Origin of the sequence: Actinocrinis sp. (genome assembly GCF_035946395.1) — a bacterium.
In the GTDB taxonomy this organism is placed as follows: domain Bacteria; phylum Actinomycetota; class Actinomycetes; order Streptomycetales; family Catenulisporaceae; genus Actinocrinis.
Genome location: NZ_DASYZI010000147.1, coordinates 1 through 21665, shown reverse-complemented (window position 1 = coordinate 21665; position 21665 = coordinate 1). Strand labels below are relative to the sequence as shown.

Here is a 21665-nt window from a genome sequence, read left to right as displayed (position 1 = left end):
CGGAGGATTCACCACGCAGTCGGCGGATCACCCTGTTGCTGCGTCGGCGGCGGCGATTGAGGTTGAGACTGTGGGTTCTGCTGTGGGTTCTGCTGTTGCTGTTGCTGCTGGTCAGGCTCCAACAACTGGTGTTTGACGCAGTGCTTTACCCAGCTCTCGACGATACGCTTGTCCGAGCGCTTGTTCAGCTGTTTCTGCACATTCCTGGCGCGTTTGGGATTGAGCCGGTACAAGGCCGCGTCAATCAGGTCATTGAGGAGCGAGCGGCCCGTGTCGCGGATGTTCGGATCGGGCGATGCGGCCAACTCGAACCACAGAACGAACCGGTCCGCGAGGAATTCCTCGTCCCCTGCCGTGAAGTAGTCGAGCACCTGCTTGCGGTGGCCCGGATGAGAGTGCATGTCCTTATACCGGCGCAACAGTTCGCCGCCGAAGCTCTCGGTCAGGGTCCGCCGCGCGGGGTCGTCGGTCAGCCGGTCCCCCTCGGCCGAGTAGAACTGCAACGCGATCACCTCAAGGGCGACTGCGTGCAGGCCGCCAGCGCCGGTCACCCGGCTGAACAACTGCTCGACCCGCTCGACGGCCTCGGGTAGGGCAACCCGCCTCGACGAGTGCAGCCGACTCAGCTCCTCCGCCAGCTCGATCAGCGTCTCATGCGTGGCATCGAGCTGAAGTTTGCTCTTGCGCAGCGCCTCGCCCAACTCGGTCACGTCAGAAAGGTCGCTCATCTTGAGCCGGGCCGCGTAATGGGTCAGCGAATCGACGGCATACGTGCCGATGCCCGAGGAAGCCAGCGCGGGCGAGGGCAGCAGCTTGACGAGGAAACGGACGTCCGCGGCAGTCAGCGCCGTGGGCCCCTGCTGCGGAAGGCTCAGATCCCAGAGCGTGCGCAGCCGCTGGACGTCGTCGGGCTTCCCGGACTGCTTCCACAGCGCCTCGAACCGCTGCACGCCGCCGAGCTGCGCGATCGCCGGCTCGGCGGATAGCCGCACGAGCCGGAGCAACGGCATGGCGTCGGTGATCCGCTGCGCACGCAACCAGTCGCCGCCGGGACCGCTGTGCGCCAGGGCGGCGCCCTGCTCCACGTCGCCGCGTCCGATCGCCTCATCGAGCCAGCGCAGCACCGCCTCGGTGAGCCGGTCGTCGGCGATCCGGTCGAGCAGGCCGAGGACTGCCGCGTGGTCGGTGACGGGATCGAACAACTCGCGGGCGAAGACGGGGGCGATCGCGGCCACGCGGGCGCTCCAGTCCACGCCGAGCGAGCGGGCCAGTACGAGTGCGCCCTCGATGTGTTCACGGCTCGTCGCGGCCGCCGGGTCGAACAGCGCCTCGATGTTCGCCGAGAACTCCGCCGCGAGCCCCTGGCACAGGTCGTCGGGGAGTGCCGGTTCCGCCGCCGGGTCGGCCCGCGTCCACAAGTAGACCAGTGGATCGGCGTGCACCGCCGCACAGTCGGCCAGCGCGGCCCGTAGGGCCCACCGGCCGAGCTGGAGGGCCAGCGCGGCGATGCTCGCCGGCGCGGCGCGGCGGTGCAGTGCCAGATAGGCGCGCTTGACGGCGGCGTCCATGCCGGGTGCGGCGGGCATGGCGCCCTCACTGGTCCGTGCGGCGACCCAGCCGGCCGTCTCGGCGAGCGCGTCGAAGTCCGGCTGGCCGGTCAACGCCGTGTTGACCGCGAGGCCGAGCCACTGCATGGCGACGAGCCGCGACTCCTGGTCCAGCTCGACGCGCTCGCGCAGGGCGACGACGGCCAGCCGCCCGGCGTCGAAAGGCTCTGATTCGTCCGGCCCGCCGTCGCGCAGCAGTTCGGGACGCCCGGCCAGCCAGATTCCGGCGGCGACCTCAGCCCAGGGATCGGTGGCGCGGCCACTGCGCCGGTTCTCACCGGTGCCGCGCACCCGGTAGGTGAATACGAGTTCGTCGTGTGTGTAGTCGAACTCGGCGCCGGGGGCCAGTCCGACGATCTGCTGGACTGCCAGGTAGGGGCGGGAAGCGGCGGTGGTGAACGTCAGGGCCCGGGCATAACGCTCCGGGAGCGAGGCCGCCAGCAGCGCGATCCAGCTGCGGGCCGGGCCGGCCTGGTCGCCGATCAGGATCTGCGGCCCCGCCTTCGCCGCGAACAGCTCGCGCACATCGGCGAGCAGCGAGGGCAGCATGGTCGCGTGGGCCTGTGCGAAGCGCACCAGCCTCGCGAGATCGGGGCTTGAGGCGGGCTCCAGCCACGCGCCGCGCAGCACCTCGCCCTCGGCGGGAGGATGCGGCCAGGACTCATCGGCCAATGCGTCGACCGGAGAGAAACCGCCGGACTTTGCGCCGTCGGGCACGTGAACGGCGAGAACCTCGTACGCCTGCTCCTGCTCCCCCTCCGAGACCGATGGCTGACTGACCCGGTACGCAAGGCCGCCGCCCTCGGGCAATCGCGTATAGGCGCAGGTGGCGCCTCCGGGCGGACAGCCGGCACCAACGAGCCAGCAAAGACGCTCAAGCATGGTCACGTCGAGGTCCGAGCCGGGCAGGGCTTCGAGGCCCGGCTGCCCATCACGCGCCGGGCGGAATGTGAGGTGGTGTACGGGCAGCGGCACGGGACACCTTGATCGGCAGGCGGACGCGGAATTCGCGATAATGAATGCAGCATGTCGAATACAGAGCGCGGCCGCGGTCGTGCTCCGCATTCACTTCCATTATGGTGTGCGCAGAACTCTGATGGGGGTCGTTTGTGCGAATCGGCGCACCCTCGCAGGCCATCGCCGTACCATGGAAGCTCTCAGCTCGTGGGCGCCGGCTTTCGCGTCCGGTCGCCCGAGGAGGCAGTCCATGACGATCAGCCGGCTGAGCTATAGCGCGGGTATTCACCCATCAAAGGGTTCATATAGCCCGTCGAAGCTCGACAAGAAGCTGCTTGATCGTGTGGAGCCGCTGTTCGATGTGGACGGCGACTGGCCGGCATCCCAGGCCTCGCTGTCGTACAGCCGGCTGCCGGACGGTAGTGCCCTGATCAGCCACGTGACCGGGCGGACGGCGCACGCGCTGTACCTGGACCGCGGAGTCGCGCAACTCAATGGTCTGCTGCCGCTGGAACTGTGGCGGTCGCCGACCTGGGAGCACTGGGACGAGGCGGCGCAGTCCACGCCGCAGTCCACGCCGCAGTCCGTGCCACAGTCCGGGCCGCAGCCGAAACCGCAGGAGCTGATCGACTACGCCCGCGGGATGAAGCAGGCGGCGAACGGACGGCTGGAGCGTTTCCTCGCCGACGTGCGAGCGTTGTTCGCGCCGACGCCGGGCCGACAGATCGTGGTGATCGCCCACGACTCGAACGACGTCGTCCGCCTCATCCGGATCGCCTGCGCGTCGCTGCCCACGGAGTTGGCCACGCGACTGACGTTCAATACTCGCTGCACCGACCCGTATACAGCCTTCCAGCAGATCGTCGGCGCACAGCCCCGGATGACGACGACGTTCACCGAGGCAGAGGCGCGGCACCAATACCGCGTCCACAATCTGCTCGGCGCCGGCGTGGAAAGCCCGGCGGCCGAGGTACCGGATCCATGGGCACAGAAGCTCGCAGCCAAGTGGTTCAAGGACGGCGTGACACCGCAGGAGGCCACAAAACTCTGGGTTCCTCCGCGCGCCGACATCGCGGAACAGTCGAAGAGCACGCAGCCGCCGACGGTCATGCCACCGAAGCAGCACCAAGCGCGCCAAGAACACGACGAGCAGGAAGAGCGACACCAGGAGGGCAAAGACCACCAGGAACGGGAACCGGCCGCCGCAGGACACCTCGCAGCACTGGTCGTCGATCCGCTCGCAAGGGCCGGATCCTGGCAGCTGCCGCCGATCCGGTCCGCCGACCCGCAGCCGCTGTTCGATGCGCTTGTGCGCAGTGCACCCAAGAACGTCGCACAGGTCTTGACTCAGTTCACCGACGTGAACATCGGTCGAATCCCCACCAACGTCGCCCAAATACTCGGCGCACGGCTGCGAAAAGACACCGACTTCATCGCAGCCTGCGAAGCCGCGCTGGCCGCGCTACAGGACGACCGGCTGCTGGCCGCGGCGTTTCGGGACCTGGACCGCCTGGCCCAGTTCGAGCCGCGCGGCATGCTGACCGGGCTCGGATTCCAGGCCATGGCCAAAGGTCCGCTGCGAGACCGCATCCCTGACGATTGCGGACGTCTGCGGTTCCTGATCCAGGCTGTCCGCGCGCAACTCTCGGACCCGGAGTCCGCACTCAGCCCGTCCAGGGCCGCGGGCCTCGATCCGGTTGCCAGCGCCCGCGCGATCCTGCGGATCCTGCGCGCGGCCCGTCTGGATCCGGACCACCGCGAAGGCTCCACGCTGGCGACCGTCCTGGCGCTTTACTGGCCGCCGCCCAAAGTCGTCCCGGCCTATGCAGCCGTGGAGATCACGGCCGACATCCGAAAGAATCGGCGCAGGCTCTCCGACGACGATACGCTGCGACGCCTCGCGGAGGCCGTCCTCATGGCGCCCTCCGTCAACGACGACGTGATCGGCTTGGCCGACTGGCTGCTGGAATTCCGGCTCAGCCCGCTACAGGACGGGGCCCTCTCGGTTCTTGCCGTCGCCGCCCGGATCGGAGAGGAACAGGCAGCCGACCAAGTGCGAGCGATGCTGGGCGAGATGATCGCGCCGCTGCGCGATGGCGACGGTGTTCGGCGGTCCGAGGCCGTGACACGGTGGTGGATCGGCCGCACGATCGACGCCCTGTTCCGCTCCCCCGCCGAGGAGCTGTGGATCAGCGCCGTGTCCTCGCTCGCGGTCTGCAACGACGAGAAGCTGCTGCGATATTACCGAGAGCGAGTGTGCGATCCCGGCGGTCCGATAGAAACCCTGGCCCAGAACTCCGAAGTCCTCAACCGCGCCGACACCGCCTGGAGGCAGGCTCCGGACGCGAGCGCGTACTGGATGACGACACGCCACGAACTGTCGAACTGGGTTGAGCGGATGCGGAAAAAGGACCGGGCGACGACGCGCGGAAAGAACCGCGCCGCGGCGAGACCGGATGAAACCCATCGAAAGCCGTGAAGGCGAGTGGCCCGTCAGCTGCGTTCGGGCCGTCGAAGCGCAAGGAGGAACCCGTGCAGACGGAGACGGACGGCCCGGCCGAGATCCCGCCGTTGCACCTCGTCTGGCTGCTGGACCGCTCGTCCTCGATGGTCGAGGCCGGGAAGCAGTTCGCGGCGCGCTTCGCCGTGAGCGAGTACGTCGCGGGGACGCGGCAGGACGCGGCCACCGGTGCAGCCCCGCCGTACGCCGGGCCGACGCTGGTGAGCGTGCTCGGCGTTTCCGCCGGTGTGCGTTGGCTCTGCGAGTCGACGCCGCTGGAAGACTTCGGCTGGAACGACTCGTGGTCGGCCGGGCCGCCGGTGAACGCCACCGATCTGGGTGCCGCGTTCAGAGAAGTCGCCGACCGCTTGGCCGTTCTGTCCATGCCGCAGCGCTCGCCGGCCGCAGTAATCGTCCTGATAACCGACGGTCAGCCGACGGACGACTGGCGCGCCGGCCTGCGCGCCCTGGACGCGACCGCGCGGGGCCGGTCGGCGGTCCGGCTCGCCGTGCGGATCGGAGACGACGCTCAGGACCAGGTGATGCGCGCATTCTCACCCCAGCGGGACTCATGCGGCAGCATGGACGCAAGATACGAGGTCACAGCCGCCCTTTATGATGCTGCGCACCCTCTGGAAGCCGATGTGGACGCGGCGCACCGCCCGTCGTTGGAAGACGAGTTCGGCCTCGACGATTACGTGAACGACCACGACTACGACGAGGAAGCGAGCATCGCGTGGTGAATGAGGTCGGCACCAAGCCGACGGCCGGCACGCGTCCCGTCGTACTGAACCGTTCCTGTATGGGGGCGAACAAGCAGCAGAACCAGGACTGGTTCGCGATCACCCGGCTCTCGCTCGCCCAGCCCGGCGACCAGGCGACGCTGCTCGCCGTCGCGGACGGCCACGGGTCGAAGGAATACCGGCGCAGCGATCTCGGCGCTCGCTACGCGGTACGGGCCTTTCAGGACACTGCTGCCCACTTCTTCGCCGGAACCGATCCGGCGTCGTTGCCGGAGTCGGTGGCGAAGAACGAGTTCCCGAGGGAACTGGCGCTGCGCTGGCGCCGGTTCGTGGTGTTGCAGGCGGCCAACAACCCGCCCGACGGCGCGCTGCCTGATGCCGCGGGCGAGCAGAAGGCCACGAGCGAAAGTACCTTTCTGCTGTACGGCAGTACCCTGATCGCGGTGTTGGTCGCGCCGAACCTGTTCGCGGCCTGGCAGATCGGTGACGGCGACCTGTTCTTCGTCGGCGCGAAGCGTGAGCCGCGCCTACTGCTCCCGCAGAAGGGCCCGGACCTCGGCGACGAGACCGACTCGCTGTGCCACAAGGACGCGGCAAGCCGCTTCCGCGTGCACTGGCAGCCGAACGTGCGGCCCGCACTGGTCAGCCTGTCCACCGACGGCCTGTCGAAGAGCTTTGCGGACCACGACGGCTTTCGCGGCTTCTGTGTCGGCCTGTTCGAGCGACTGGAACGCGGCGATCACGAAGCGGTGGAGAACAGCCTCCCGACCTGGCTCGCGCGCGCGGCGAACCACTCAGGCGACGATACGACACTGTGCGCACTCTACGACCCGATGGCCCTCGGGCGTGCTTGAGAAGTAGGGCCGGATCACCGGAACACATCAGAGTCCAGACACCTCAGATTTCGTCAGTACCAACGACGATCGCCCGCAGCCAGCGCGAAGAAAACAGAACCCTGATTATTCGTTTCGCGCGCCGCCGACCGTACGGCACCGGCATGGCATCGCGTTGCATGTGTGTGGCGCGAGCGTTGCCACCCCCGTGCACCGACACACGTATGCGAAGAGTCCCGCACAAAGAGTCCCATGCAAATGTCCCGGTTGAGGCGCCACGAGCATGGCGCCTCAACCGGGACTCGCCGGGGAGACTCAGACGACGTCGAAGGCGTTCTTGCGGTTACGGCGACGCAGGAAGACCAGGCCGCCGGTCGCGGCCATCGCGGTGGCGGCGCCGCCGACCGGGGCGCTGATCATCGGGACCGGCTGAGTGGCCGGGGCGCCCTGGCACTCGGCGTGGCCGATGATCAGGTTCACCGCCTGGCCGTTCACCGCGGTGATGTGGACGGCGTTGACGTTCAGGTCGCCTTCGGCATCGGTGAACTGCTCGTTGAACACCGCCGTGCCGAGGCCGGGGATGTTCACGGTCGTGTTGGGCGCGGCGTTGGCCGGCAGGGCGGTGTCGGTGCCCCCGGCGGACGCGGTGCCGCTGGTGATCGAGCCCGAGCCGGTGGCGCCGGACGGGTCGGCGGAGCAGGTGGCGCTGACACCGTTGAGGGTGATCGTGCCGGGATTGAGTGTGACTGTCAGGTTGTCCACCGTGGCCGACGCGGACGCGGTCCCGTCGGTCGGGCTGCCGGCGGTGGTCGCGGTCAGGGTGGAGTTCGTGGAGAACGCCCCGCTGTTGATCCCGACCTGGGTGTTCGTACCGCCGGACGGGAACGTCGACTGCGGCGTCGGCGTGACGATGAAGCCGCAGTGCCCGCATTCGGCCACGACGTAAGCCATGGAGGTCGGCGAGGTCGCGGCGCGGGTTTGGTGATGCTGCATGGTCAGCGTCGCGTAGGCCGGAGCCGCGGCGCCCACCAGGGCGCCGAGGGCCACCGTGCCCACGGCGAGGCGATAGTACCTGCGTGATCTCATCAGAGGGCGCACTTTCTACTCGGGGGATATCTGTCAAGTAGCTGGCATATGAGACGATTCCCGCCCCGGCCCGGCGAAGCAAGCTGGTGACAGCGTGTTGCGAATGCTCGCGGCCGAAAATCATCCACGCGGCTCAGTGCATTTGCAGCGGGCCGCCTTCAGGCCGGTTCCAGGGCGATGCTGGGATCGGCGGGGGCGTCCGCGGCTTCTTCATCCGCGGTGCCACGCGGCAGTGGGACGTCGTGCTCGGCGTCCGGCGCCGAAGCGGGCCTGATCTGGTCGGCGGCGGCGAACGCCGCGAACACCAGCGGTCCGAGCAGCATCGTGCCGAGGACCACCGGGAGCATGTGTTTCTCAAGGTCGCTGTCGCCCTCGGTGAGCATCACCGTCCAGAACTGGGCGATCGTCGCCACGCCGACACTCGCAAGCAGCACGCCGACTCCGCGCGCCCTGGCGGGAGCCGACCGCCTACGCGCCAGCCGGACGCCGCCGATGGCCGCCCCGATCCACAGACCCGGGATCACCACCCAGCGGAACGGTTCGGTGAGCGTGAACGCCGCCGAGGCGATGCACAGCCGGCAGTCCTGCTCGTACGGAGCGGCATCGCTGCTCGCCTGGTAGTTGCCGAGATAGGACGGACGGGTCGCCGCGACGCCGGCCAGACCGCGATCGGCGACGCCGAACAGCCGCAACGGGTGCGTCGCGTAGAAGGCCAGGATGTCGCCGAACGTCGCCCGGTGCACGAATCGCGGATAGTCCGGCAGCGTCGCGGCCGAATTGTCGGCGACGATCGACGAGCCCGCGGCCGGGGCGAAGTCGGCGGGCAGGTGGAGGGCGCGCAGGTCACCCTGCACGTTCGGGCTGTGTCCCAGGATGCTCGTGAACACGTCGTCGTAGCGGGTGATCTCGTTGAGCCAACGAGGCTGGTGCCGCTGGAACTCCACGGTCCCGCCGACGAGCAGCACGCAGATCACCAACGCCGGAGTGCGCACCGCGGCCCACCGCAGGAACCGGCGCGCCCGCTCGGCTTCGCGGCGCGCGATCCGGTTCCCGGGCAATCGCCGCGGCAGCCACAGCCGCAGTGACAGCGGCAGCCCCGGTCGAAGTCGGCGTCGGAGTCGGCGTCGGAGTTGGAGTGTCGGGATGTGCGGTAGCGGCGAAGCCGGGATGCGCACTGCGATCCGGCCGGGGATGCGTCGTGCTCGTGAGACTCCACGATGCCTGATCAGGCGCCTGGACGGCCGCAGCAGCAGGACCGGCACGACGACCAGCAGCAGGCTCGCCATCTGGGTCTTCGCGCCGATGGTCCATGCGGCGACGGCCGCGACCAGGACGAGATCGCGCACGCGGACCCGCTCGCGGCCGAGCAGGCGCAGCAGCGCCGGGATCAGCAGCAGCATGCCGAGCACCGCGGCGGGCTCGCTGAACGGGGAGATGAAGTACGGGGCGACGGCGCTGTCGGCGACGGCGAGGCCGATCCCGGAGGCGATCAGGACCCTGGCCCACATCGGGCCCGGCAGTTCGCTCACCGTCCAGCCGATCGCGGCGGCGACGCAGAGCGCGAAGATGATGCCCAGCATCCGCAGGTCCAGGGCTCCGGGCAGGCCGAAGAACCCGGTGAGCAGCTTGGCCAGCAGCAGCGGGAAGTACTCGGTGGACAGATACGGCTGCCCGCTGCCTCCCGCGCTGCACGATTCGCCGTACCACGTGTAGCTGTCGTAACGCGGCGTCAGATACGCCCACAGCGGTTGGCTCGCCGGAATCGGATGCGGCGCGACACCGAGTTGGCACATGAGGCGATGGCCGTCGAAGTTGTCCGCCATCCCGACCGCGCCGCCCAGGAACAGCCGGGCCAGCATGATCAGTCCCCAGGCCACGCCGGTGCTGACGGCCGGCTCGCTGCGGGCCAGCGTCAGCGCGCCGCGCAGGAGCGGGCGCACGCGCCGCGGGGTCAGTTTCCAGGCGAACTCCCGCGCCCGGCCGGCGTAGATCTGCACGCTTTTCCCGTTCACGCTGCTTTCCTGTTCACGGTGCGTCCCTGTTCACGCCGCACCCCTTGTCCCGGTGCGCCGCACACTTCCGGTGACGGGCCGTCCGTTCGTCTGCGCCACCCAGCAGTAACCGGTGGTGCTGTCGCGGTGCGGGTAGTCCCCGGGCAACTCCGGTTCGAGGATGAGATCCGGGCGCCGGTCGAGCGGCGCGCCGACGTACGCGGCGGCTTCCTGCCGGCAGACGTTCTTCACCTTGCCCAGCAGGTAATTGCCGTCGCGGGTCAGTTCCACGGCGGAGAATTTGACGGCGGGATACACGAGTTCCGCCGTGTGCAGGCCGTCGCAGGGAACTTCGGTGTAGCCGAGCCGGCACTGGCGGAAACGCGCGGCCGGCGAACGCACGATGTCGCGCAGCGACCGGGAGATCGTCGCGAGCGTTTCCATGGTGCGCGGCCCGATCAGCGCGTCGCACCGCACCCGCCTGACCCCGGCCCGCCATTCCGGCACGCTCGGAATGATCTGCAACACGATGATGTCGCGGGTGATGTCCGGGGGCTCGGCGCCGAGGAAGTCGGCCATCCTCGCCGCGGAGCACGCGCCGCGCAGCGACGATTCGAGCCACAACGGGCTCGGCCGCTCGCCCTGGCGGGCGACCGCGCCGGTGATCGCGACGTCCGCGTACGTCTCGCTCTGATGCGGCTCGCCGCACGGCACGGGCGGGGAGGTGTCCGAGGCGTACATCGGATCGGTCTCCACGAACTGGTCGAGGCGGTGGCAGGATCCGACGGTCCAGGTCGTCTTGTACGAGCCGACGCCCATGCCCACGTGCTCCAGATTCAGCGAGCCGCACCCGGACAGGGACAGCACGCCGAGAGCCGCGACGAGCGCTCGGCAGTACCTTGGCATGCTGCGTTTTGACTCACTGAGTCTTGGCGCGCCGAGTCTTGGCACGCCACGTCTTGACGTGCAGTGCCTTGATACACAGTCCTCGGAAACACAGTGCTCAGAAACGCAGCGCTTTGGCATACAGCGTCCTGACGACATCAGCGCACCGCCATTTCGGGGACTGCCTTCGCCGGAGCGGCCGGGGCGGCCATCTCCGCGTTGCGGCGGGTCTTGGGCCAGGAGGAGCGGCGGGTTGCCAAGCGGGCGAACGCACGCCACGCGATCACGTAGCTCAGCCACGCGTACACGATCAGCCCGGCACCGATGGCCACGGTGTGGCGCCGGCTGATGCCGGGCGCGCACCGGCGCCGGTAGAGCCAGGCCCACACGGCGAACTCGCCGACCCCGATGAGCAGGTAGAGGAGCAGCATCGCCGCGCCGCCCTCGCGCAGGAACGACTCGGTGAACTGCGGGTAACGCGCGGCGTTGGCCAGCAGCACGTACATCGGCGCGGGGTACACGATCGTGCCGATCATTTGCAGCCACGGCTGGGCCATGAAATAGCTGACTTCGAGCAGGCCGCTGTTGGTGAACCGCGGCGACGCCCACACGCGCCGCAGATATCCGAGGCACTGCATCGAACCCTGAGACCACCGGGTGCGCTGCACCAGGAGGCTGCGAAGACTCCACAGCGCCTCCTGGTCGACCCAGGCGTCGGTGGTGTACGCGATGCGGTGGCCGGCGAGCATGAGGCGCAGCCCGATCTCGTAGTCCTCCAGCAGCGCGTTGCCCCAGGGACGTCCGGTGCCCGCGGCGACGTCGTCGAGCGCCGCCAGGCGTGCGGCCTGGCCGTTGCCGCCGAGATTCACCGTGGCGGTGCGCTTGCGCAGCATCTGCATCGCCGAGATCGGACCGCGGAACTCGACGTCCTGGAGCCGGGCCAGCAGCATCGCGAACGAGTTCGCCACCGGCCCGCGGCCGGGCAGCGGATTGCGATGGTCGCGGTTCGACATGCGCACTTCCACCTGAACGGCCCCGATGTGCGGATCGCCGAAGACGTCACTGCCCGCGCAGACCCCGAGCAGGTTGGCCGAGGGCCGCCCGTCCGCGTCGACTACGCACAGCACGACGCGCTCGCGTTCCGCCTCGGCCGACAGGCTCGCGCAGATCGCGCCGTACGCGGCGTTGAGCGCATCGCCTTTCCCTGTCCGCGCCTCGGGCAGGACGCGGCGTACCAGATGCATGCGGTCGTCGCGTTCTGTGGCGCTCTCCACGATCAGTGCCGTGCTGTCCACGGAAGCGTCGTCGATCACCCACAGGTGCGCAGCCGGAAATGCATTGCGCAGATAGTCGATCGTGCCGCCGATGACGGTCGCCTCGTCCCGGCACGGAATGAGCAGGTGCCAGTCGAAGTCGGCCGGATCGCCGGGAACGCCGGGGCGGTGCCGCAGGAAAGCCGTGACCAGCGCCACGACGTACGCCAAGAAGCCGAAACCGAAAACCAGTGAGAGGATGACGCAGATCTCAAGCAGATCCATGGATCCGGAACCCCGTTGCTTTCGTTCGTCATGTGGCCCGGACACGGCCGCGGCCGCGATATCCGAGCACGAGCACGAATGAACCCAGCGCGGCTGCCAGACCGAGCAGCATGAGCACCGAGCCGAACAGCGTGTGCCCCCAGCCGAAACCCGCCGCCACGCCCCACCAGTCGACCATCGCGGCGATCATCACGAGACGCACCACGTTGATGAAGACGACGAGCGAGCCCGCGATCGCCGCCGCGAACAGGACCCGCAGCGGCGAGACGTTACGCAGGGACAGCAGCACCCCGGTGAGCAGGAGGATCGGCGCGAGCAGCAGTACGCTGCTGCACCCCAGGGTGATCTGGAGGCCCAGCATGTGCGACGGACCCGTGCCGCGGAACGCGAAGAACATGGTCTGCTGCGCGCGGGAGACGATCACCGGGAAGCCGAGCCATTTGGACACGGTGTCCCCGGTGACCACCGCCTCGACGCCGCGATACCAGTGCTCGCTGAGCAGCAGCGTGATCGCGGCGGCGACTCCGCCGAAGGCGGCGGCGTAGCGGGTGAGGCGGCGCACGCCCCCGGGACGTGCAGGCGAAGCGGCGTCCACTGCCGCCTCGCCGGACTCCTGTGGAATGCTCACCGCCCGGGCCGCTGCAACACCGTGGCGTTGCGCAGAAGGCAGGCGCCGGTGACCACGAGGGCCAGGGCGACGGCCAGGAAGACCGCGACGTTGGGCGCCCCGGTCACGGCGAGCGCCCCGCCCGCGCCGCCCGCATTTCCCAGACTCCGGTACATGCGCTCGTTCTCCCATCAATGAGTGCTGACTGGTCGGCGTGGAATCTATTCGATCGGGAGTTGAGCGGACACACGACACGCCAACACCGGCAACCGGCGAATATTTGTCACGCGTTATGCGGAGTATCAGATCCGCCAAACGGCTGATTTTCTCAGGAGTCTCGCCGGGCTTCCCCCACGCCCGGCCGACAGCCGTGAACGATCCGCAGTGGCTCTTCGAACTTGGCCGCCATTCGCCGCTCTTCGAAGTCGACCGGGGCCGGCGGCGCAGGGTCGGCCGACGCGCAGCAGCGGACGAGCCTACGGCCGCCGCAAGAAGCCCCGGTCGACTTCGAAGAGCCCTATTTCGCTTAGGGAGCGATTCCGTGCGCATCTCCTCCGCGCCTGCCGCAGCTCAGTCGGTAAATCCGAAGATCGCACTCGTCGTCGGCACGAGGCCCGAAATCATCAAGCTGGCCGTGCTCTCGAAACTGCTCGGCGAACGTGCGTACCTGATCCACACCGGGCAGCACTTCGACGACAACCTCTCGGCGGCCTTCTTCGCCACTTTCGGCCTAACACCGCCTCAGCTATGCCTCGACGGCGTCGGCGGGGCGTCCCGGGCACAGCAGTTCAGCCTGATCACCGGGGAACTGGGACGCCATTTCGCCGAGCGCCGCCCTGACGCCGTCGTCGTCCAGGGAGACACGAACACCGCGGCCGCCGCCGCGCAGGCGGCTCATTTCGCCGGGATCCCCGTCGTCCACGTGGAGGCGGGCCTCCGCTCGAACGACCGCGCCATGCCCGAGGAGATCAATCGCATACTGATCGGCGTCGTGGCCGATCACCACTGCGCGCCGACCGAGGAGTCGGCCGCCAACCTTCGCCTGGCCGGAGTGGACCCGCGCCGTGTGACCGTCACCGGCAACACCGTCGTGGAGGCGACGCTGGAATGTCTTCCGGGGCCGCAAGACACCGAGGCCGTGCTGTCGGCTCACGGCGTGCAGGCAGGGCACTACGCCTTGGCGACCATCCACCGGCCCGAGAACACCGACGACCCGCGGCGCCTCGACGCGATCCTCACCGAGTTGGCCAAGCTTCCCGTGCCGGTCGTCTTCTCGACCCACCCTCGCACGCGCGCCGCCGCGACGCGGCACGGACTGTCCGCGGCACTGGACCGGCTCGGTCCGGTCGAGCCGGTCGGCTACCGCGACTTCCTCGCGCTCGCCCAGGGCGCCATGCTGCTGATCTCCGACTCCGGCGGAATCCAGGAGGAGTGCACGGTGCTGAAGAAGCCGCTCATCGTGGTGCGCAACTCGACCGAGCGGCCTGAGGCCGTCGAGGCCGGATTCGCCGAGCGCGTCCAACCGGGCCCGGCCATTTCACGGGCAGCCTCCCGGCTGCTTGCGGACACGGGCCTGCACGCCCGGCTGGCCGCCACGCCGAGCCCTTACGGCGACGGGCTGGCCAGCCAGCGCATCGTCGCGATCCTCTCGCAGTTCACCCGGTGATGTCGTCGGCTCTTCGAGCTTAGCCGTGGCTTTGCGTGCGGCTGTAGGCTCGTCCGCCGCTGCGCGTCGGCCAACCCCGCGCCGCCGACCACGGTCAAGCTCGAAGAGGGGTGATATCGTCGGAGTGAAACGCCGTCGGCGTCATCAGGTCCAAGCGTCGGTGGCGGCGGCGTCAGATTCCCAATTCCTTCGCGGCGAGGGCGGTGCCCTCCACTCGGGCCCGGATTTTGGCGAACGCGATTTCACGCGTCATCGAGACATCGTCGGCGAACGGCGCGAATCCGCAGTCGTCGCATGTTCCGATGCGGCCGGCCGGAATGCGGGACGTGGCGCGCAGGACGCGATCGCAGACCTCTTCGGGTGCCTCCACTCGCAGGTCGTTGGGATCCGTCACGCCGACGAAAACCTTCGCTCCCGGCGGCAATTGCGCGGCGATCGCGTCGAGAACGCGATCAGGCTGCGCCTCGCTGGCCAACTGGAAGTAGAACCTGCCCACTCGCAGCCCGAAGAGGTGGGGAAGCAGCGCGCTGTAATCCACGTCGAGACTGTGCGGGGCACCGTGGTCGCCCCCGGGGCACGTGTGCACGCCGATCCGGGCGCGTTCGACGTCGCTGAAGCGCTCAAGCACGCGGTTGTTGAGAGCGACGAAATCCCGCAGCATCCCGCCGCTCGGGTCGAGCTTGAGAGCGAGGCGGGCTTCGGTGAAGTCGAGTTGCACGATCGACGCACCGGCGGCCAGACACCCGCGGATGTCCGACTCGGCTTGCGCCGCGAGGTCTCGCAGAAACCTGTCACGTGGATAGCCCTCGATGCCGCCGGGCGGGTAAAGCAGGCTCAGCGCGGAGGGCGCGACGACCGCCTGCTTCACCGGGACGCGGGCTTCTCGCTTCGCCGCACGCAGATAGGTGTAGGCGAAGGTCCGATAACGGAACGGACCCGCCGTCAGGTAAGGCAGTTGACGATGGTGCCCGTCCGCGTAGGGGATGACGACGCCGTCAGGGGACAGATTCCGCAGTCCCGCGATCGGATAGGTCGCGAAACTCGGCTTGGCCTGCTCGCCGTCTGTGACCACTGGCGATCCGACGGCCTGGAACTCGCGGACCGTGTCGCACACAGCCCGATCCTGGACGACGACGAGATCGGCGTGCGAAAGATTTCCCTCCCGGTACGCCGACATCGCCTTGAGAAGCTCATCAGGGCGGGGAATGCTGCCGATCGGCTCGGTGGGGATGGACACGGCACAAGTTTAGTCACACGACGAAGTACACAGATTACGTCCCGTGCCCGACTGCCGTCACGGTGACGACGGGCCCTGACGCACGTGGGCCACGATCACAAAGTCCTGAGACGCGCGCTCTCGCAGAGAAAGACGGTGCCCGAAACCGCCACCGCGGTTTCGGGCACCGTCACCCGTGATCGGGCCGATCAGCCGACGCTGAGCTGAGCGTTGCTGCGCCGACGACGCAGGTACACCACACCGCCTGTGGTGGCCAGCGCTGCGGCACCCGCGCCGGTCCCGACGGAGGGGCTGATCATCGGGACGGCCTGGATGGGTGGCGCGCCACCGCACTGGGTGTGGGCGATGACGATGTCCGCCAGCTTTCCGCTGAGCAGGGTGATGTGGACCGCGTTGACGGTCAGCACGCCGTCCGCGTCAGTGGACTGCTCGTTGAGCACGACCTTCGCAAGCCCCGGCAGTTCGATCGCGGTGTTCGGCGACGCGTTCACCGGGATGTTCGCCGGCGGGACCAGGCCCGAGAGCAGCGAGTTGACGACGGCGGTCGCGATGTCGCTCGAACCCGTGGCGCCGTCCGGCGTCGCCGTGCACGTGGCGTCGACGGCGCTGAGGTCGAGCGACGCGGTCGGGCCGAGGTTGACGGACACCTTGGCCACCGACGACGAGGCCGAGGAGGTCCCCGCGGTCGGATCGCCGGCGGTCGTCGCGTTCAGCGCGCTGGCTTCGGCGATTCCGGCATTCAGGTCGAGCAGCGAGGCCGTTCCGCCGTTCGGGAACATCGATCTCGGCGTCGGAGCGACCAGATTGGAGCCCAAAGCGTTCACGCTCAGGGCGTATGCGTCGGCCTGCGGCGACATGAGCGCAGCGTGCGCGGGGGTGGCCGTGAGCAGCAGGCCTCCAAGAGCCGCTGCGCTGGCCGCGAGCCGGCGGAATGCGCGTGAGTTCATCCGGGCTGTGCCCTTCCTCTAGTTCGTGACAAAGGCCTGCTGGCAATGAACCATCGCGGACATCCGCCATCGCGCCGCGCGAGACTCGCCTGGAGCAGCGAATATTGGTACCGGAAAATCAATCGGATGGCTTATTCCGGCCCCGACGCACCGCCAGACACACCGCCAGACACACCGTCAGACACACCGTCAGACGCGTAGCCAGCTGCACAGACAGCTGCACAGACAGCTGCACAGACAGCGCCAGGCGCCGCGGTACCCGACATCCATCTCAGCTAAACATCAATGTATAAATATCATCATACGAAAAGAAAAGTTCTCGACCGTATCCGCGCTGGCAGGCGACTCGGGAACGAAGGTCGGCCAATCATCAATAGGTGCACATGGAGCTAGCCCGACAGAGGGTTCGGCAGTTTGTCATACCGCGCGGCGATGGAATCCATGATCGCGACCGACAGTTGCCGCGCCGCGCCGCAGAGTGCACGGCGCGGCAGTGAGATTTCAGGAGGATTCACATCATGGCTGGTCTCATAGCACGGCGAGCCGCCGCGCTGGTCGCAGCGGGCGCGCTCGCCGGCACGACCGCTCTCGCCGGCACGGCGTTCGCATCCGTCGCCAACGCGAATTCGGCTCCGGACAACGCCCACCGGGCCTCGTCCACGACGAACGCGCCCGGTGCGCACCACGCAGTGCGGGACTCGATGCCGATGCCGGCCGCGTCACCGTCCACATCGCCGTCACCGTCGACATCGCCGTCATCGCCGTCATCGTCGCCGTCCGCATCGCCCTCGCCCTCGCAGAGCAGCAGCTCGGGCGGCGGACTGCTCGGCGGAACCGGTGGAACCGGCGGATCGGGTGGCGTCGGTGGCCTGACCAGCGGCCTGGTCAACAGCGTGACCGGCGTGGTCAACGGCGTGGTGGGTACGGTCGGCGGCCTGCTTGGCACTGTCGGCGGCGTGGTGGGGACGGTTGTCGGCCTGGTAGGCGCGGTTACCGGCGCGCTCAGCGGCGTCGTTGGTGGCCTGGTCGGCAGCCTCGGCGGTCTGACCGGCGGTCTCGGCGGTCTGGGCTTGGGCGGCGGCCACTAACCGCCGCAGGCCTGCAAACAGTGTTCTGGCCCTGACGCTCGATGCGTCAGGGCCAGAACACTACTTTTCAGTCCTGGGGTCAGGCGACGCTCAGAGCCCGGTGCCCAGGATTCCGGTGACGGAGCTCAGCGGCGAACTCGAACCGCTCGGGCTGCTTGAGCCGCTCGGGCTACTCGAACTACTTGAGCCGCTCGAACCACCCGAAAGGGACGAAAGCAGGCCGCCCAGCAGATCGGGGCTGCCGGAGCTCGATGTCGAGGAGGACGTCGTCGTGGAGGTGCTCGCCGCCGGCGTCGACGTGGTCGTGCTCGCGGACGTGGTGGTGGAGGTGCTGGAGCTCGCACCGCAGGACGGGCAGACCTGGCCGCCCGGAGGCGGGCACGGGATGCCCGGCGCGCTCGGGTTGCAGACGACGCCGGCGTTCCAAGTGGCGTCCGAGTTCTGGCGCCACGTCTGAATCGGCTGCGTCAAGCCGTTCTGATCGGCACTTGAGTCGTTCGCGTGCGTCGAGCCCGGCGCGTACCTGACCGTGAACTGCGTTCCCGCGGGCAGCGACGAACGGTCGAACTGGAGGTAGTAGAACGTCGGCGCCGCGTTTTCCAGCAGCTTGTCGAACTGGAAGTGGCCGGTGGCGTCGGTCTTGGTCTCGGCGATCGTCGCGCCGGACGTGTCGAGCAGACGAACGGTCAGCCCGGTGACGGGGGCCTCGCCCACGTCGAAGATGCCGTCCTGGTCGTTGTCACACCAGACCGTCCCGGCCAGCGCGGTGGGCGGCACCGCGTTCGACGTCAGCGGCTGGAGGACCTCGTTGACCAGGCCGAGGAACTTGGTGAGGGACTCGCCCACCGCGACATCGAGCAGGCGGTTCGGGTTCAGCAGATCGGGCAGGTCGCCGAGCTTGCCCTGCACGACGTCGGTGACCGTGGCCATCAGGCCCTTGGGGTTGCCCAGCAGGTCGTTGACGGCGGACTGCGGGATACGGAAGACGGACACGAGCGCGCCGTTGACCAGGTTGCCCGCGCCGCCGCCCTGCACGTAGTAGACGAGGTCGCTCGGGTAGAGCGACGGAATCGCCTCTCGCGGGACCGCCCAGCTGGTCAGCTGCTGGCCCTCCAGCCGCAGCACGAAGAACGCGCCGCTGAGCTTGTCCTGGATGGCTACCATGCCGTCGCTCTGGAGGATGTTCAGCACCGCGCTGGTCAGCGGCTTGAGCGTCTGGCCGACCGCGTAGGTGGTCGGGCACAAGTCCATGTTCGCGCTCGGCTGCATCGCCGGGGGCGCGTCGAGTGCGGTGCCGGCGCGGCACGCGCCCACTGGCGGCTGGCCGAGCTGGTCGCTCACGCTGATCTGCGGGCTCGCGATGTCCATATGGCCCGTGCTGATGGCGGACTCGGCGTGCAGGGTGCAGAAGACGATCCTGATCCGGTACTGCTTGCCCGGGACCATCCTGGTGCCATCGAAGGACTCGGACTCGGGGATCCAGCGGTTCATCGGCAGCGGCAGCTCCGGGTGATACGCAGTCGTCACCACGTTGCCGTGGTCGTCGACGATCTCGGCGTACAGCGCCGCGTGCCCGTCGCCGCCGAGCAGGAAGGTGGTGCGCTTCTGGAAGGTGATCAGCCAGTTCTTGGCGTTGGGGGTGGAGTATGTGAACAGCGGGGAGTCCCACACGTAGCACGCCGTCTGCGGGGCGCACGGGGCAACGGCGATGCTGTTCGCGTCGATGCGGTAGTAGTCGCCGCCGGTGGGTCCGCCGGTGAGCTCGTGGATGCCGTGGAAGTGGGTACACGTACCACCCTCCACGTTGCAGGTGAGGCTGGGCTCCTGCGACGCATGCCCGTCGGCGCCGTTGAACGAGTACGTGGCATTGGACGACGAGCTGATGGTGCCAGGCGCCGGGTGATCCTCGACGCCGACGACGTCGGGGTCGTCCGGAGTCGACGACGCGGGGCCGAGAATTCCGCTGATCGGCAGACCGCCAAGGGGCGAGCTTCCACCGCCACCACCGACCAGCGGCAGACTGCTGAGCGGCGAGCTTCCGCCACCGACCAGCGGCAGGCTGCCGAGCGGCGAGGAACTGGAGGATCCCGACGAAGCCGGGGTCATCGAACTCGAAGTCGTGCTGGGGGTGGTTCCGCCGGCGGTCGGCAGCAGGGAGGCGGCCGTGGCGTTGGCGGCGTTGGCGAGGCCGGCGCTCAGCGCGATGCCGGAGACGACGGCTGCCTGCGCCGACCGCTTCCAGGCCACACCGCTCTGGAAGGGCCCGGAGGTGGGCAGAGCCGGTCGGCCGCGTCCGGCGCGGCCGCGATGCTGCGGAATACGTGTCATTTTCTCTCCATCACGCTGGTGCAATAGCCGAGCGGGGTTCCATCGGGCATGCACGGCACACGCTGCTGCATACGCGTCGCTGCACAATCGATCCGAATCCACGGCTTACCGCGGCTTACTGATTGAGACGCACGTTCAACGGCAGCCTCTTGAGCCAGTTACGAGGCATGGGGCCAAACGGGTGAGGTAGTGTTTATAGGTACGAATTACCGCATAATGCCTTGTCCGCCATCGGAAGTCGGACCCGCCGCCGACGAACCAACCGGCACAAGCACCGGCCGCGCGGTCGCAGCCGTACCGGCGGACAGCACGGATCGCAGCGCGAGCGCCGCCAGAATCAAACCCCGCCCCACACCGACGATCGCCAGGGCGAAGAACAAGGCGAAACCGAGGTGCAGACCGACCAGCAACCCGTACACCACCGCCGCCGCCAGACCGTACACCACTTGGTTGCGCGGCCGGACCGGCGTCGTCCCGGGATCCGTGATCATGTAGTTCGTGAACAGCACGAACGCCGCGCCGGTCATCACCAGCAGAGCACTGGGAAGCGCGACATCCGTCAGCACCGCTCGCACGGCCGCTTGCAGGGCGAACCCGGCCAGCCAGGCCATGATCAGCGGCGTCTTTCGGGTGAGTTTGGCGTTGAGCAGCGTACCCGCGACCAGCACGACCAGCGGCACCACGGCACGCCACCAGCCCGGCACCCACTCTGTGAACTGGTACTGAGCGGCCACCCCGGCCCAGGGGAACAGCAGGAGCACCATGACGATGCCCGTGTTCGAAGGGTTCAGCACGTGCCTGAGCCTGCCGCCGACCGGAAGCCGCACGACGTACTTGCTCGCGGTGGCGAGCACAGCGGCCGACACGACGGGCATCAGCCTGGCTCCCGCGTAAAGAAGCATCGCGCAGGCAAGGCCGGAGATGTGGGCCGGCAGGAAGAAGTCGAGCAGGCGGCCGACCGAGCCGAGGTAGCGCGGACGCCGCCGCGACGCCCATGCTTCGGTGCTCTCGAACGTGAACTCGGCCGTGTAAGCGACGAGTACCGCGAGGATCGGGGCGGCATACGACTGCTCGAAGCCGAGCACAGTGTGGCCGAGGACCGTCACGATGGTGATCGATGCCCCGAACCTCCGCAGCGCGGCGCTTCGAGGGTCGCGTGCCCTGCTCATGGCACGGTGTTGACGGGCAACGTGTTGACGGACGACGTGTTGATGAACAACGTGTTGATGAACAACGTGTTGTCGGGCGCTGCGTTGACAGACGCCGTACTGACGGACACCGTGCTGACCGGCGCTGCCCTGACGGACGGAGAGTTGTCGGGCACTGAGGCTGTGTTCATGGACGCCGCAGCGATGACAGTGCCGTCGGGTTGCAGAAGGACGTCGTGTTCTCCGGCGCCGAGTTCGACGGACGCCACGTGGCGGATACCGCAGCGGTCACGCCAGGTCAGCGAAACAGGCAACTCGGCATCGTGCACGGTGGCATAGGGCGCGTTGGCATGGGACACGTCAGCATGGGACGCGTTGGCATAAGGCACAGCGCCGAGGCCGAAGTGCAGATCTGGCGAGGAGAATCCCCCGTTGCCGTTGTCCGGATACACCTGTTCGGCCCGGTGGGTACCGTCCGGCAGGGTGAGATCGGCCGTCGCACCG

Annotated in this window: 16 protein-coding genes and 1 pseudogene; 5 read left to right on the top strand and 12 right to left on the bottom strand. The window is 68.4% G+C overall.

Translation table 11 applies throughout. The features are described 5' to 3' along the window. Positions 1–8: 8 nt before the first annotated feature. Positions 9–2582 carry a GTPase-associated protein 1-related protein gene (locus tag VGS97_RS09535; protein WP_326852953.1) on the bottom strand — a complete coding sequence of 858 codons (2574 nt, stop codon included), beginning with the start codon at positions 2580–2582 and terminating at the stop codon, positions 9–11. Positions 2583–2814: 232 nt separating this feature from the next. Between VGS97_RS09535 and VGS97_RS09530 the strand changes: the two genes are divergently transcribed. From VGS97_RS09530 to VGS97_RS09520, 3 genes are read left to right on the top strand one after another with little or no spacing between them, the layout of a single operon-like run. Further along, a complete protein-coding gene (locus VGS97_RS09530) occupies positions 2815–5043 on the top strand; it encodes a hypothetical protein (protein ID WP_326852952.1) in 2229 nt (742 codons plus the stop codon). Between the two features lie 53 nt (positions 5044–5096). Continuing rightward, positions 5097–5807, top strand: a complete 711-nt coding sequence (locus tag VGS97_RS09525; RefSeq protein WP_326852951.1) for a vWA domain-containing protein — start codon at positions 5097–5099, stop codon at positions 5805–5807. Further along, the gene (locus VGS97_RS09520) at positions 5801–6661 is read left to right on the top strand and encodes a protein phosphatase 2C domain-containing protein (protein WP_326852949.1); all 861 of its coding nucleotides are present in this window, start codon (positions 5801–5803) and stop codon (positions 6659–6661) included. The genes VGS97_RS09525 and VGS97_RS09520 overlap by 7 nt, the downstream gene beginning before the upstream one ends. A gap of 294 nt (positions 6662–6955) precedes the next feature. Here the strand turns inward: VGS97_RS09520 and VGS97_RS09515 are convergent, their stop codons facing one another. From VGS97_RS09515 to VGS97_RS09490, 6 genes are all read right to left on the bottom strand, one after another. After that, a complete protein-coding gene (locus VGS97_RS09515) occupies positions 6956–7726 on the bottom strand; it encodes a choice-of-anchor P family protein (RefSeq protein WP_326852948.1) in 771 nt (256 codons plus the stop codon). Between the two features lie 158 nt (positions 7727–7884). Continuing rightward, positions 7885–9738, bottom strand: coding sequence for a hypothetical protein (locus VGS97_RS09510; protein ID WP_326852947.1), 1854 nt, complete (start codon positions 9736–9738; stop codon positions 7885–7887). A 30-nt stretch (positions 9739–9768) separates the two neighbouring features. Beyond that, positions 9769–10623: a septum formation family protein gene (locus VGS97_RS09505; protein ID WP_326852946.1), complete on the bottom strand. Its 855-nt coding sequence runs from the start codon at positions 10621–10623 to the stop codon at positions 9769–9771. 137 nt (positions 10624–10760) lie between these two features. Beyond that, a complete protein-coding gene (locus VGS97_RS09500) occupies positions 10761–12140 on the bottom strand; it encodes a glycosyltransferase family 2 protein (protein ID WP_326852945.1) in 1380 nt (459 codons plus the stop codon). Positions 12141–12168: 28 nt separating this feature from the next. Continuing rightward, positions 12169–12768, bottom strand: coding sequence for an archaeosortase/exosortase family protein (locus tag VGS97_RS09495; RefSeq protein ID WP_326852944.1), 600 nt, complete (start codon positions 12766–12768; stop codon positions 12169–12171). Then, on the bottom strand, positions 12765–12923 hold the full coding sequence (locus tag VGS97_RS09490; RefSeq protein ID WP_326852943.1) for a hypothetical protein: 159 nt from the start codon (positions 12921–12923) through the stop codon (positions 12765–12767). The genes VGS97_RS09495 and VGS97_RS09490 overlap by 4 nt, the downstream gene beginning before the upstream one ends. A gap of 365 nt (positions 12924–13288) precedes the next feature. Here VGS97_RS09490 and wecB point away from each other — a divergent pair, with 365 nt between their 5' ends. Beyond that, positions 13289–14413: a non-hydrolyzing UDP-N-acetylglucosamine 2-epimerase gene (gene wecB / locus VGS97_RS09485; protein WP_326852942.1), complete on the top strand. Its 1125-nt coding sequence runs from the start codon at positions 13289–13291 to the stop codon at positions 14411–14413. Between the two features lie 172 nt (positions 14414–14585). On the opposite strand, the gene VGS97_RS09480 is transcribed toward wecB, so the two are convergent. Both VGS97_RS09480 and VGS97_RS09475 read right to left on the bottom strand, forming a co-directional pair. Continuing rightward, positions 14586–15650: a cobalamin-independent methionine synthase II family protein gene (locus tag VGS97_RS09480; protein WP_326852941.1), complete on the bottom strand. Its 1065-nt coding sequence runs from the start codon at positions 15648–15650 to the stop codon at positions 14586–14588. Between the two features lie 188 nt (positions 15651–15838). Continuing rightward, entirely contained in the window at positions 15839–16597 is a 759-nt protein-coding gene (locus VGS97_RS09475) for a choice-of-anchor P family protein (protein ID WP_326852940.1), read from the bottom strand. A 518-nt stretch (positions 16598–17115) separates the two neighbouring features. Here VGS97_RS09475 and VGS97_RS09470 point away from each other — a divergent pair. After that, a complete protein-coding gene (locus VGS97_RS09470; protein WP_326852939.1) occupies positions 17116–17685 on the top strand; it encodes a hypothetical protein in 570 nt (189 codons plus the stop codon). A gap of 90 nt (positions 17686–17775) precedes the next feature. Here VGS97_RS09470 and VGS97_RS09465 read toward each other — a convergent pair whose 3' ends face one another. From VGS97_RS09465 to VGS97_RS09455, 3 genes and pseudogenes are all read right to left on the bottom strand, one after another. Further along, positions 17776–20013, bottom strand: a complete 2238-nt coding sequence (locus VGS97_RS09465; protein WP_326852938.1) for an SdrD B-like domain-containing protein — start codon at positions 20011–20013, stop codon at positions 17776–17778. Between the two features lie 206 nt (positions 20014–20219). Continuing rightward, positions 20220–21182 (bottom strand): enediyne biosynthesis protein UnbU, encoded by a 963-nt coding sequence (locus tag VGS97_RS09460; protein WP_326852937.1) that lies wholly within the window; start codon positions 21180–21182, stop codon positions 20220–20222. Next, a pseudogene (locus VGS97_RS09455) lies at positions 21179–21665 on the bottom strand (hypothetical protein); the annotation flags it as partial. The pseudogene VGS97_RS09455 and the gene VGS97_RS09460, both read right to left, overlap by 4 nt.

Excerpts from the sequence above, each read along its gene's own strand:
- VGS97_RS09530 (WP_326852952.1), top strand. The coding sequence starts at position 2,815 with ATGACGATCAGCCGGCTGAGCTATAGCGCGGGTATTCACCCATCAAAG.
- VGS97_RS09515 (WP_326852948.1), bottom strand. The coding sequence starts at position 7,726 with ATGAGATCACGCAGGTACTATCGCCTCGCCGTGGGCACGGTGGCCCTC.
- VGS97_RS09505 (WP_326852946.1), bottom strand. The coding sequence starts at position 10,623 with ATGCCAAGGTACTGCCGAGCGCTCGTCGCGGCTCTCGGCGTGCTGTCC.
- VGS97_RS09500 (WP_326852945.1), bottom strand. The coding sequence starts at position 12,140 with ATGGATCTGCTTGAGATCTGCGTCATCCTCTCACTGGTTTTCGGTTTC.
- VGS97_RS09490 (WP_326852943.1), bottom strand. The coding sequence starts at position 12,923 with ATGTACCGGAGTCTGGGAAATGCGGGCGGCGCGGGCGGGGCGCTCGCC.
- VGS97_RS09475 (WP_326852940.1), bottom strand. The coding sequence starts at position 16,597 with ATGAACTCACGCGCATTCCGCCGGCTCGCGGCCAGCGCAGCGGCTCTT.
- VGS97_RS09470 (WP_326852939.1), top strand. The coding sequence starts at position 17,116 with ATGGCTGGTCTCATAGCACGGCGAGCCGCCGCGCTGGTCGCAGCGGGC.
- VGS97_RS09465 (WP_326852938.1), bottom strand. The coding sequence starts at position 20,013 with ATGACACGTATTCCGCAGCATCGCGGCCGCGCCGGACGCGGCCGACCG.
- VGS97_RS09460 (WP_326852937.1), bottom strand. The coding sequence starts at position 21,182 with ATGAGCAGGGCACGCGACCCTCGAAGCGCCGCGCTGCGGAGGTTCGGG.